Raw genomic sequence first — 13,358 nt, forward strand, 5'->3', positions numbered from 1 at the left:
CGCCGCTGGGCAGTGCAGCGCGCGCTGGTCTCAAGGCAGTTTAACACGATTGGCGTAGGACTGTGGCGGTCAGGGCAGCCGGACCGTTTCCCCCGTGGGTGCATCCCCAAGGGGCCGGTTCGGTGTGTTGCCAGAAGGTTGAACCAAAGGGGATCCGCGCATGAACAAGGCTGTCACCGAAGGGCTGGGGCTGATGCCGCCGCCGTTTTCCGCCGGACTGGATGTCTGGTCCCAGACCACCGGGCGGCCCGGGACGGCCACCTATGCGGGGGCGCCGAATGCGGTGTTTGTGCCCTCGGACCCTGATTTCGACGGCTGTCTGGAGCTGCTGAAAACCGCCGACACCCAGCGGCTGCGCTGGATGGGCGAGGTGCCGATGCAGCCGGGACTGTATCTGCGCGTCACCGTGCGGATCAAGGCACTGAGCGGCAACCTGCCATCGGTGCGCATTGCGGGCTGGGCGGGCCATGCGGGCGGCAGCAATGTCGGTGCCGTGCCGCAGACGGGGCCGTCGGTGATGCTGCAGACCTATGGCCAGGTGGTCGAGGTCTCGGCCATCATTGGGTCCGGCGCGCGCGGCGGGGTGGACATGCCCTGGGGCGTGGTGCCGGTCTTCGGGCATTTCGGGCTGGATCTGACCGGGTTGAATGGCGGCGTGGTGCGGATCGATGACATCCGGATCGAAGATGTCAGCCGCTTCTGGCTGTCCGAGAAGCTGGGCGTGGTGGATGTGCGCGACTATGGCGCGCTGGGCGATGGCAGCACCGACGATCTGGCCGCGTTCGAGGCGGCCGCCGACGCCGCCGAGGGGCGCACCGTGCTGGTGCCCGAGGGCAGTTACCGGATCGGCGGGCATCTGAGCATCCCTGGCCCGGTCCGCTTCGAGGGCACGCTGGTCATGGAGGATGACCACCGCCTGCTGCTGCAAAGCGGCTATGACTTCCCCACCTATGCCGCGGCCTTCGGCTCGGACGATGCGGGGTTCCGCAAGGGGGTGCAGGCGCTGTTTCACTTCAACGACCATGTGACCTTTGATCTGCGCGGGCGCCGGGTGCGGCTGCAATCGCCCGTGGATGTGGCAGCCCTGGCCGGGCTGGACGAATTCACCGCCCGGCGCACCATCGCCAACGGGCAGATCGACGTGATCGCCAGCGGTGACTGGGACAGTGTGACGCTGACGCGCACCGCCAGCTATGACCCGTCGAACCCACTGCGGCTGTCGGGGATGAGCAATATCAACAGCCTGCCGGTGGGCGCGCGGGTGACGGGTGTTGGTGTGGGGCGTGAGGTCTATGTCCGCTCGCGCAGCCCTGCCGCTGGCAACGCGACGCTGAGCCAGCCGTTCTACGGCGGGGCAGGGACCCAGAACCTGACCTTCACCCGCGATGCCTATGCGCTGGATTTCTCGGGCTTCGACAATCTGCGCCGGTTCGAGATCGAACATGTGGAGTTTCTTTGCCGTGGTGCGGCCAGCGCGGTGATGCTGCCGCGCGACGGGGGCATCCTGCGCTTCAACGACTGCACTTTCAACCGGCCAAAGGATCGAGGCATCACCTCGATCGGTGGCGGCTGTCAGGGGCTGCTGATCGACCATTGCCAGTTCCTGGCCCCCGACATGGCCCTGCCGGTGCAGGAGCGGACCTCGATCGCGTTCAACGTCAATTCCAACGATTCCAAGATCCGCAACAACCGCGCGGTGATGTGGGGGCATTTCGCCATTCTGAACGGGGCGGGGCATCTGATCATGGGCAACCACTATTTCCAGGGTGACACGCAGCCTTCGGGTGTGCGGCGCGGGGGGATCGTGCTGACCCAGCCCAACGTCAAGACCACGATCACCGGCAACTACATCGACAACAACTTTCTGGAATGGACCAACGAACATTCGGCCAACCCGGCCCATGACAACGGCTTTTCCTTTGGCGGGCTGACGGTGACGGGCAACACCTTTACCTGCAACGACGTGGCGCCGTGGTTTTCCTGGATTGTCATCAAACCCTATGGGCCGGGGCACTTCCTGCAGGGGTTGAACGTGAACGGCAACGTGTTCCGCACGGTGAACGGGCGGATTGACCGCGTGGACACGGTGGACAGCACCTATGCCACGCTGGATTACAACCGCACGCGCAACGTGATCTTCGACAACAACGCCTTCAACGGGGTGGATATACCGGCGCAAAGCCCGCTGGTCATCCGCCATGAGCAGAACAGCCCGGCCACCACCTGGACCGTGGACACGGCAGGGCGGCTGCCCTTCAGTGGCTGGGCACGGACGGTTTCGGCGCTGGTGATGGAAGGTGCGCCGACGGGCGGCGGCGGAGCGGTCCGGTCGCAGATGCCCTATGTCACCGTGCAGCAAGGCGCGAACAACGACCAGGTCCGCCTGCACTGGCCCGAGGGCACCCAGGGCCGCGCCATGGTGACAATCCGGGTGGACAACCCGCTTTGACAACGCCCGGGGGCGGCCGCAGCCGTCTGCTGCCCCCGGTCGGCCTTGGTCTGAATATGGCCCGGATACTGCAGACGCGGGCCATCGGGCGCGGATTGCGTCTTTTCGGCAGCCTTTCAGGGGAGGGGGGCGACTGGTCCGGGGGGCGTTTCCAGCCGGTCAGTCGCGGGGGAGCGCCCGCTGCAGAAGCGTCACCAGTTCGTTGCGGCGAAACGGCTTGCGCAGGAAATTCCGGCCCTCCTGCAGCTTTGCACCCGGACCATCCGCAGCCTCATGATAGCCCGATGTGAAGATGATCGGCAGATCCGGGCGCAACACCTCGACCCGCTTTGCCAGATCGAGCCCGGATTTGCCGCCCGGTAACACGATATCGGAGAATACCAGATCAAAGTCGGTATCGGAGGCAAGCAAGGACGCGGCTTCATCGACCGTGCCCGAAGCGGTGACATCGTAACCGAGGGATTCCAGCAAGCCGGTCATGTAGTCGCGCACGATGTCCTGATCCTCGACAAGCAGGATGTGCCCCGATCCCTGGTGCTCCGTCCTGGCCGTTGCTTCAGGGTGGCTTTCTGCCGGTGCGGCGGATGCGATCGCAGGCAGGAAGACTTCGACCTGCGTGCCATTGCCGGGTTGGGAGCGAATGTCCACGATGCCCTGCGACTGATGCGCAAAGCCCTGCACCATCGACAGGCCAAGGCCGCTGCCGACGCCTGGCCCTTTCGTCGTGAAGAACGGATCGAAGGCGGATTGCCGTGTCGCCTCATCCATCCCGTGTCCGGTATCGGTCACAGAGACCACGAGATAACGCCCCGGAGCCAGCCCCCGAACGGCAGGCGTGCTGTCTGCCTCAACCTCGGCATTGCGCAGACCGATGGTCAGGACACCGCCCTCGGGCATCGCGTCGCGTGCATTGATGCAAAGATTGAGCAGCGCGCTTTCCAGCTGGCTGGGATCGGTTCGACAGGTCCATAACCCGGGCGCAGTCTTGACCTTGATCTCGATCTGTTCGCCCAGAGTTCGCGCAATGATGTGGCTCATTTCAGCGATCAGGTGGTCCAGGTCGATGGCCTGCGCCGCCATTGGCTGCCTGCGCGCGTAGGACAAGAGCTGGCTGATGAGCCGCGCACTGCGGTCGAGCGCCCGGTTGGCGACATCGAGGTTCTTCCGGACCTCCGGATCATCACCGACAGAGACTTCCAGCGCTTCGAAGTTGCCCATGACGACCGTCAGCAGGTTGTTGAAATCATGCGCCATGCCTCCGGTGAGATTGCCCATCGCCTCGATCCTGTGCGATTGCAGCAACCGCTCTTCCAGCTTGCGCCGCTCGGTGATGTCGACAAGGCTGCCGAGCATGCGCACCGGCTCGCCTGCCGGATTGCGCAGGATGACCCCCTCATCGCGGACCCAGACGTATGTGCCGTCACCGGTCTGGAAGCGGTATTCCTGATTCCACTTGTCAGCGCCCTCATGCAGAATTCTGTCGAACTGGCGCATGACCCCGCCGATGTCATCAGGATGGATGCGCCGGGTCCATTTTTCCAGCGACCCCTGCATTTCCGCAGGGTCCAGGCCGAAGTTCTGTTGCAGCCCTTCGCTGGCCCAGAGCCAGTCTCGGGGGATGTCAAAATCCCAGATCACATCCGACGTGGCCCGGGTGATCAGTTCAAGACGCTCGTTTGCCACATGTGCCGCGCTGATATCCATCTCGCAGATGACGACATGCGCCTCGCGGTCCTCGATCCCCGGCAGGGCGATCCGAAACTGTACATGCACGGGCTCGCCGTTCAGTCGGCGCAGCCTGTTGACGCCCTCGATCCGTCGCTCGCCGCGAAATATTGCCTCAAGTGCCGTCAGGAACACCGAATTGGGCTGTCCGGCCTCGAACACCTCATGGGCACGTGCGACCAGTTCCGCCGCATTCGCGGCGCGGAACATTTCGACCGCACCGGCGTTCACCGCCAGAACCCGAAGGCGGTCGAGCATGAACTGCGTGAAACCCGGTGTCTCATGCGCGTGGGCGGCCAGGTCGCCAACGCCCTGCCCACGAAGACGGCGCAGTTCCGTCAGAACGTCGGTCCAGTCCTCTTCCCAGATGGCAACGGGGACGAGGTCATAGAGCGCGCGGTAGTGAGCGTTCTGCAGGCTTGTGGCCTCCAGCTTCTGGCGCTCCTCGACAAAATCGGTAACGTCGATCATGATGCCGAAAAGCGTTGCGTGATCGCCGTCTTCAACCACCTTGACATTGTCCTGAAGCCAGACCGCGCGCCCGTCGGCTGCGATCATGCGATAGGTAAGCCTGTGCGGCAGGCGCTGCCTGCTCAGGTCCGTGCAGGTCTCGATGATCCTGTCCGCGTCTTCCGGATGCAACTTCGACTGCCAGAATCCGTCTGCGGAAAGCCAGTCCTCGGCGCTGTACCCGAGGATATCACCAACGCTCCCGCCGACGTGGTGAAAACGCAGAGTATCCGCGTCGGCCTGCCAGATGATGCCGTCAATGCTCTTGGTCATTCCACACGCGGTCAGGCTGATGGGGTTCACTTTCAGAGTGCCCCGCGGATGTCAATGATTGCAAGGCTTTTCAATGTGAACTGCGCGTCAGGCCCGAAGCTCTTCACCCCGGTCATGCCCATCTGCCGCATCGCGGGCCGGGCCCCTCTGGCGACATGGTGTTGCGATGTGGACTGCCACGGGTCGGCGTTGCCGTGACTGGCGCGCCGGGGCTTGCCGGATCATGGCCATCATGGCACCAGCTGTCTCATGTCGTCGAACACACCGCTCTATACCGCCCGTCACGGCGCTTGCTCGCCTGAAGATGCCCATGCGTGACCGCCACCGCCGTCGTCTGGACCGGCAACTCGCTGCGCTGGCGCGGCGGTTTCCGGCATTGCGCGGGCTGGTCGGGCTGGCCGAGGCACGCCCGGGCGTGATCCTGCGCCTGCCGCTGGGGCTCCTGCTGGTCGCGGGCGGGTTCCTGGGCTTCCTGCCGATCCTCGGGTTCTGGATGATCCCGCTGGGCCTGCTGATCCTGGCCATCGACCTGCCTTTGCTGCGCCCCGGTGTCTCGGCGGCGATGATCCGTGGACGGCGGCGGCTGGCGCTGTGGCGCCGGTCGCGGCGCAATGGCGGGCGCTGAGCTGGACTACGTCCTGCTGCTGCCCGGCCTTGGGCGGCGCAGGGCACATATCGACCATCATGACAGGGCCCGCCTGGCGGGGACCAGACACTCCATCCGAACGCCGGGCCAGACCGGCAACGGGTCAGGCGAAGTCTTGCATATTGCCCAGCAAGAGCCCGGTCATGGACACTTCGGTCGCCCCCGCTTCCAGGGCATCAATCCGAATGCCGGTCTCGATCCGGGTGTTGGTCTGATCGATGCCCGAAAGGTCAGCCTCGGCATCCAGAAACACCCAGCGCGGCGCGTGATCGCTTTGCAGCCCGACAGCCGCGCGCAGAACCTCCAGCGCATCCTGGGCGCTGATCCGTCCGCTCTGGGTGATGTCGGCGGCGATGAAATCCAGCGGGTGGGCCGGTCCCCAGCTTGGGTCCAGCCCGACGGCCAGGCGCAACACCTCCAGCGCATCGCGTGCCGAGACCGCACCGTCCATGCTGCGATCATGGGGGCGCGCCGCGTCCAGCTGCCCGCTTGCGCCCAACTCCAGCGCCAGGCGGAAGCCGCCATCCTCGGCGACGGGCGCGCTGATGTCCGGATCGTCAGCACCCGAGAAGACGACAGTGCTGCCGTCAAGCGGCGCGCCTGCGCGATCCAGCACCAGCCCCTCCAGCAGCGCGGCCTCCGGCTCTCCGGCGCCCTGGATGGAGACTGTGATCGTCTCGGTGGCGCTGCCGTCCTGGCTGCTGACGCTCAGGGTCGCGGTGGCGCGGTCCTCGGCGCTCAGGACGCGGACGGCGGGGCTGTCGTTATCCAGCGCGAACAGCCAGTTGCCGGTCAGCGGGTCGAACTGGAAGGCGCCGAAGGGGGTGTCCAGTTCCTGCGGGTTCGGGGTCTGAAACCGGTCCTCGCCCTGGTCCCGGTCGATCACCAGCAGCGTGCCGCGGTCCTGTTCGGCGGCGGGATCACCGTCAATCACCTGGCCGGTGGTGTCGCCGAAGATCTGGGCGGGGGTGTTCTCTATGGTGACCAGCCTTTCGGTCACATCGCTGAACAGCCCGTCCCGGGCGGCTTGCGCGGTGACCATATGCTCGCCCGCGGGGGGCAGGTCCTCCAGATCAAAAAGCACCTCCCACCCGCCGGTCACCATACCCTCTGCGGTGGCAATGACCGTCTGGGTGATGTCGCCGAAACTGACCGTCACCCGCGCGCCCGGGTCGGCGAGGCCGCGCATGTCCAGCCCGAAATCCAGCTCCCCGGGCGCGATGACATCGTCCACGCCGACCGGGAAGATCTCGGGCGCCGAGGGCGGCTCCACCACCGAAACCCGGCGCCCCACCAGCGGGCTGGCGGTGCCGTCAAGCGTGGCCCGGGCCAGCACGAAGTGATCGCCCGGCTCGGGGATCTGCTGCGGGGTCAGTTCGACCCGCCATGTGCCATCGGGGCTGGCGGCGGTGGTTTGCGCGAAGTCGCCGAAGGTAACCGCCACCTCGGCGCCGGGGGCGGCGGAGCCGGTGATGGCAAGCCCCTCGGCGGCCTCGTCCGGGGTGATGACGTTGTTGCCCGCCACCCGGTCGATCACCAGCGCCAGCGGCGGGGCGACGACGGTGACATCGCGGCTGGCCACGGCGCTGGACAGCCCGCCGACAGTGGCCGTGGCGAAGATGGTATGGGCGCCAAGGTCAAGCTGGCTTTCGGGCGTGAAGACCACCTGCCAGTTGCCCGTGTCATCGGCGGTGGCGCTGGCCGCCAGAATGTCGGACAGCCGCACGCTGACAGACGCCCCCGGTTCGGCACTGCCGGTGACGGTGATGCCCTCGGCAGCCTCGGTCACGTCGATCACATCGTCGCCCGCCACCGCGCCGATCACCGGGGCGGCGGGGGGATCGGCGAGGCTGGCCGGGTCCAGCGGCTCTACCGGGAAGGGGGCGGACAGCGCCACCACGCCGCCGGAAAGCTGATCGGCAACGGCACTGGAATTGCCGCCCAACGCGCCAGCACCCCAGGTGACGACCGAACCATCTTCCTTGACCGCGGCAAAGGCGTATTGGGTGGCGTAGATCGTGACCACACCGCTGCTCAGATCCTCGGAAACAAGGCTGGAATCGCCGCCCCGGTTGCCAGCACCCCAGGTAATGACCGAACCGTCCTCCTTCAGCGCCGCAAAGGCGCTGGCGGTTGAGAAGACCTGGACAACACCGTCGTCCAGCTGGTCCGCCACCGCACCCGCGTCCCCGCCCCAGTTTTCGATATCCGTATTCACGTCGTCGGGCCTTTGGCCCCAGGCCACGACCGAGCCATCGGCCTTCAGCGCGGCGAAAGCGTAACGGGTCGAATACAGGGCGACCACATCTTCCTGCAAAGCATCGGCAACCGCGCTGGAATCCCCGCCGGCATTGGCATCGCCCCAGGTGACGACGGATCCATCGGCCTTCAACGCCGCAAAGGCACGCAAGGTGGCGTGCAGACCGACCACATCGCCCTGCAGTGCGTCGGCGACGGCGCTGGAATCCCCGCCGTAGCCCTCATCGCCCCAGGTGATGACCAAGCCATCCGCCTTCAGCGCCGCAAAGGCCTTTGTCGTGGGGTGAATATCGACGACCCCGCCGGACAGGGCATCGGCAACGGCGCTGGGGTCACCTCCCATGTGATCGACACCCCAGGTGACGACCGAGCCATCCTGCTTCAGCGCCGCAAAGGCCGACCCAAACGCCCAGCCCTTCAGCCCGCCGGTCGAATAGACTGCCGTGACGCCCTCTTGCAGCGCGTCCGCAACGGCGCTGGTGTCGTCCCCGAAGCCGCCCTGAAAAGACGCGGGATGCCAGGCGAAATTACCCCAAGTGACGACAGAGCCATCCTGCTTGATGGCGGCAAACCCGAATTGCGCCGTGCGAATTGTCGCCACATCGCCCTGCAACTGGTCCACAACGTTGACGAAGGCTGTATCATGGGTCAGATCGGCGCCCCCGCCCCAGAAAACAACCGAGCCATCCTCCTTAAGCGCCGCAAAGGCGTGTCGGCCAGAGAACAGTGCCGTCACGCCGTCGGCAAGCTCTTCCGCTACGGCGCTGGAATCGGCGGCAAGGCCCGCGCCCCATGTGACAACCGAGCCATCTTCCTTCAGCGCCGCGAACGCATTGCGGGCGGGCATGATCGAGACGACGCCGGATTGCAGATCATCGGCGACGGCACTGGAATCGCCGCCATAACCCGGTGCGCCCCAGGTGACGACTGAGCCGTCTTCCTTCAATGCCGCGAAGGCACGCTCGTTCGCAAAGGCGATGCCGCTGCCGCCAGTCCAGACCGTGCCGTCGCCGGGGCCCTTGATGCCTGCATCGAGGTCGATGAGATCGGGGAGTGGCTCGACGGTGACACTGCGTTCAGCGCTCGGCCCGGTCAGACCGTTCAGCGTGGCCTGGGCGGTGACGGTGAAATCGCCGTCTTCGGGAATGTCATCGGGTCCGAAGCTGACGGACCAGGCGCCATTGGTGCCCGCCGTGGCGGTCTGCGTCGCCTCGCCGAAGCTGACCGCGACGGTGGCGCCGGGGGCGGCGGTGCCGGTGACGGTGACGCCCTCGGCGGCCGCGTCGGGGTCGATGACATCGTCATCGGCCACGGTGTCGATCACCGGGGCGGCGGGGGCGGTCAGGAAACCGGCCGGGTCGAGCGGTTCGACCGGAAAGGGGGACGCAAGCGCCGTCACGCCACCGGCCAGTTCCGCCGCCACCGCGCTGGAATCGCCGCCGCGTTCCGGGTTGCCCCAGGTGACGACCGAGCCGTCCTCGCGCACCGCCGCGAAAGTGCTCTCGCCAGCATAGATCTTGATGACGCCGCCGCTCAGGTCGCCGTCCACGGTGGACGGATCACTGGCGAAGGCGAGCCCGCCAACCGCGGCATCGCTGGTCGCCGAGGGGTTGCCGCCGTAATCCCGGGACCCCCAGGTGACGACCGAGCCATCGGCCTTGATCGCGGCAAAGGCACCGAGGTTGGAATAGACGGCAAGCACGCCACCGCTCAGCGCCTCGGCCACGGCGCTGCTGTCACCGCCCCGGGTTGGTCCGCCCCAGGTAACCACCGATCCATCGGCCTTGAGCGCCGCAAAGGCGCCTTGGGTAGAGAAGAGCTCAACAACATCGCCGGTCAGTTGCTCTGCCACCGGGCCAGGATCCCCGCCCCAGCCCTGGACGCCCCCGAACGCGCCCCAGGCTACAACCGAGCCGTCTTCCTTCAGCGCCGCGAAGGCATATTGTGTGGCGTGGAGCGCGGCCACGCCGCCGCCCAGCGCCGCGGCCTCCGGGCTGGCATCGCCGCCGAATTCCGGATCGCCCCAGGCAACGACCGATCCGTCCTCTTTCATTGCGGCAAAGGCCTGGGCCGTGGTCACGATATCGACCACGCCCTCGGACAGTTCCGCCGGCAGGGCGGCGTTGTCGCCGCCGGAAAGGTTCCGGCCCCAGACGACGACCGACCCGTCTTCCTTCAGCGCCGCAAAGGTGTAGGGGTTGGAAAATAACCGGCTGACCCCGTCGCCCAGCGCCGCCGCCACCTCGTCGGAATCGCCGCCCCAGGAAGGCGCGCCCCAGGTCACGACAGCGCCGTCCTGCTTCAGCGCCGCAAAGGCACCACGCGTGGAAAAGACCCCGATGACGCCGCCGGCAAGCTGATCGGCAACGGCGCTGGAATCGCTTCCCGTTGGCAAGCCGGAAAGGGTGTCGCCCCCCCAGGTGACAACGCTGCCATCGGCCTTCAGCGCGGCAAAGGCGCCACGGGTGGACGACAGGGCGACCACATCGCCGCCCAGTGCCTCGGCCACATCCGAGGAATCGCCGCCGTATTCAGGGTCGCCCCAGGTCACCACCGCGCCGTCCTCGGTCAGCGCCGCAAAGGCACGATACGTCGATGCCACGGATTGCACTCTGCCCGACAGTGCCGCCGCCACGGTGCTGGAATCGCCGCCGGCTTCTGGCGCGCCCCAGGTGACGACCGAGCCATCCTCGCGCAGGGCGGCGAAGGCGTCGCGGTTCAGGAAGGCGCTGCCGGAACCGCCGCTCCAGACCATGCCGTCTCCGGGGCCGCGGTTGTGGGTGTCGATCGGTGTGATCTCCACCGACAGCGGCTCGACAAACACGCCGCGTTCGGCGCCCGGCCCGGTCAGACCGTTCAGCGTGGCCTGGGCGGTGATGGTGTAATCGCCAGTCTCGGGGATGTCCTCGGGGGGGAAGCTGACGGCCCAGGCGCCATTGGTGCCCGCCGTGGCGGTCTGCGTCGCCTCGGCGAAACTGACCGCGACGGTGGCGCCGGGGGCGGCGGTGCCGGTGACGGTGATGCCTTCGGCGGCTTCATCGGGGTCGATCACGTCATCGCCCGCCACGGTGTCGATCACCGGCGCATCGGGGGCGGTGATGACCGCGACCGCGCGTTCGGCCAGCGGGCTGGTCAGCCCCTGCCGGCTGGCTTGGGCGGTAATGGTGTAATCGCCGGCCTCGGGGATGTCTTCGGGGGGGAATGTGGCGCTCCAGGCGCCATCGGCCCCGGCGGTGACGGTTTGCGTTGCGCCATCCAGGGTTGCGCTCACCGTCACCTCGGGCTCGGCAGTGCCGGTAATGGTCAGGCCCTCGGCGGCCTCATCGGGGCTGATCACGTCATCGCCCGCCACCACATCGATCACCGGCGCTTCGGGGGCCGAGATGAAGGCGTCCGGGTCCAGCGGCTCCACCGCCAGGGGCGTGGCGATATCGACCACGCCCGCGGCCAGATCATCGGCCACGGCGCTGCTGTCGCCGCCCCGACCCGCATCGCCCCAGGTGACGACCGAGCCATCCTCCTTCAGCGCCGCAAAGGACCGGAAGCCCGGATAGACCGCTACCACGCCCCCGGCCAGATCTTCGGCGATGGCGCTGGAATTTCCGCCATCGGACTGGCTGCCCCAGGTGATGACCGAGCCATCCTCCCTGAGCGCGGCGAAGGCGGCTTGATTGGCATAAAGCCCGATGACATTGCCCGCGCTCAGCGCCTCGGCCGCAGCGCCGGTGTTGGCGGCCTGCGAGCCGCCCCAGACAATGACCGTGCCATCCTCCATCAGCGCCGCAAACGCCTGCGGGGTGGAGACCATCGTGACCACGCCCTCCGACAGCGCCTCGGCCACCGCGGCGGAATTGCCGCCGCCCGAGGCCCATTCCCAGGTAACGACCGAGCCGTCCTCCTTCACCGCCGCGAAGGCCGTGTTCGTGTTGTAGATGTCCACCACGCCGCCGGACAGATCGTCGTCCACGGCAGAGGTGTCGGCGCCGTAGGTGGCGCTCTGGCCCCAGGCGACGACCGAGCCGTCCTCCTTCAGCGCCGCAAAGGCGCGGCCGGTGGAATACAGCGCGCTGACCCCGCCGGACAACTCATCCGCCAGCGCCGAGGAGTCGCCCCCATAATCCGCCACCCCCCAGGTGATGACCGAGCCATCCGCCTTCAGCGCCGCGAAGGCGCGTTCGGTCGAGGCAACGGTGACCACGCCCCCGGCTAGATCTTCGGCCACGGCGCTGCTGTCACCGCCCCAGGCGGCCTGGCCCCAGGTGACGACGGATCCGTCGGCCTTGATCGCCGCAAAGGCGGTCTGGGTGGAATGGATGGTGACCACGCCCCCGGCCAGATCATCGGCGACGGCGCTGGAATTGCCGCCCCGGGCCTGACTTCCCCAGGTGACGACCGCACCGCCTTCGGTCACGGCGGCAAAGGCATCCTGGGTGGAGTAGACTGCCATGACGCCGCTTTCCAGAGCCTCTGCCACGGCGCTGGTGTCGCCACCGCTGAACTGGTTGCCCCAGGCGATGACCGCGCCATCCTCCTTCACGGCCGCAAAGGCCTGGCTGGAGGAGTAAAGCGCGACCACACCCTCCTGCAACTGATCCGAGACATCCGCGATCAGCGTCGCGCCGGTGGTCTGCGACACCGAATAGACGCCCGGGTCGCCGCCGTTCCACTGAGTTCCCCAGGTGATGACCGCGCCGTCCGCCGTCAACGCCGCGACAGCCCATGTGTTCGGATGGGCACTGCCCGTTCCCGCGGTCCAGATCCTGCCGTTGCCAGCTCCCTGAAAGAGTGCTTCCGACACCGCCCCCTCCAAAATCTATGAATATAAATTCAGAGACTATAGTTGAATCCGACCGATTCGCACATACGCTCCCTTGCGCACAGGCTGACAGTGCCTGTTCCGGACTGACAGATGCAGGAACACCGCAATGAGATCCTGCGCACATCCAAGCGTGTCGGTCGAACCATCTGGCGACGATGGTGAGGGGCCAGCCCGCCATCGGTCCGAGGGCGGCCCCGAACGGTATCACCGCCGAAGCCGCGTCGAAGCAAAGATGCATTGCGTGAAGCAACTCGGCCAACGGTTGAACGCAAGGGACTTTGACCGTCAGGTCGCAGAGTTTCAAATCCGCGTCATTCGCCATTGTCGCTCGGAGTCGCCCATTGTGGCGCCATTGGTTCAGGCCCAATGGGCGACGGCGCGATATGGCTCATTGCTCAACGGTTTCACCGCGCTCGGCATCCCCATTACAGAAGACGTGGGATGAGTCTGTCCGGGGAAAGGGGCAATTCGGCGATCACCTGATTTGCGCAACAGAGTCCAGTCGAGACCGACCCGACCCGCATCTGGCGCCGGATGTTCGACGACGAACTGGCGCTGGCCCGCGAGGCTCTGGCCTTTATGCGCAACCGATGGGACGGCGCCTGAGAGGCCAATCGGAAATGAGTTGAGTGAATTCAGCAGGTTGTGATTCTGTTCAGTTGCGACACAGAACGGAG

Annotated in this window: 5 protein-coding genes and 1 pseudogene; 3 read left to right on the plus strand and 3 right to left on the minus strand. The window is 66.6% G+C overall.

Annotation, left to right across the window (positions count from 1 at the left end):
- Positions 1-160: 160 nt before the first annotated feature.
- Positions 161-2,449, plus strand: coding sequence for a glycosyl hydrolase family 28-related protein (locus tag HUK65_RS13195; protein WP_179906740.1), 2,289 nt, complete (start codon positions 161-163; stop codon positions 2,447-2,449).
- Positions 2,450-2,608: 159 nt separating this feature from the next.
- On the opposite strand, the gene HUK65_RS13200 is transcribed toward HUK65_RS13195, so the two are convergent.
- The gene (locus HUK65_RS13200; RefSeq protein ID WP_179906741.1) at positions 2,609-4,957 is read right to left on the minus strand and encodes a PAS domain-containing protein; all 2,349 of its coding nucleotides are present in this window, start codon (positions 4,955-4,957) and stop codon (positions 2,609-2,611) included.
- A gap of 310 nt (positions 4,958-5,267) precedes the next feature.
- Between HUK65_RS13200 and HUK65_RS13205 the strand changes: the two genes are divergently transcribed.
- Complete coding sequence (locus HUK65_RS13205) at positions 5,268-5,582, plus strand: tryptophan synthase subunit beta (protein ID WP_235442139.1); 315 nt, start codon at positions 5,268-5,270, stop codon at positions 5,580-5,582.
- A 124-nt stretch (positions 5,583-5,706) separates the two neighbouring features.
- Here the strand turns inward: HUK65_RS13205 and HUK65_RS13210 are convergent, their stop codons facing one another.
- Positions 5,707-12,660: a VCBS domain-containing protein gene (locus HUK65_RS13210; protein ID WP_179906743.1), complete on the minus strand. Its 6,954-nt coding sequence runs from the start codon at positions 12,658-12,660 to the stop codon at positions 5,707-5,709.
- Between the two features lie 123 nt (positions 12,661-12,783).
- Here HUK65_RS13210 and HUK65_RS13215 point away from each other — a divergent pair.
- Positions 12,784-13,126: pseudogene (locus HUK65_RS13215) on the plus strand (hypothetical protein); the annotation flags it as partial.
- On the opposite strand, the gene HUK65_RS18790 reads toward HUK65_RS13215, so the two are convergent.
- Positions 13,039-13,358 (minus strand): hypothetical protein (locus HUK65_RS18790; RefSeq protein WP_235442144.1); only part of this gene is annotated, 320 nt, incomplete at its 5' end. The pseudogene HUK65_RS13215 and the gene HUK65_RS18790 sit on opposite strands and share 88 nt — an antisense overlap.

Source organism: Rhabdonatronobacter sediminivivens (assembly GCF_013415485.1).
GTDB lineage: Bacteria > Pseudomonadota > Alphaproteobacteria > Rhodobacterales > Rhodobacteraceae > Rhabdonatronobacter > Rhabdonatronobacter sediminivivens.

Excerpts from the sequence above, each read along its gene's own strand:
- HUK65_RS13195 (WP_179906740.1), top strand. The coding sequence starts at position 161 with ATGAACAAGGCTGTCACCGAAGGGCTGGGGCTGATGCCGCCGCCGTTT.
- HUK65_RS13200 (WP_179906741.1), bottom strand. The coding sequence starts at position 4,957 with ATGACCAAGAGCATTGACGGCATCATCTGGCAGGCCGACGCGGATACT.
- HUK65_RS13205 (WP_235442139.1), top strand. The coding sequence starts at position 5,268 with ATGCGTGACCGCCACCGCCGTCGTCTGGACCGGCAACTCGCTGCGCTG.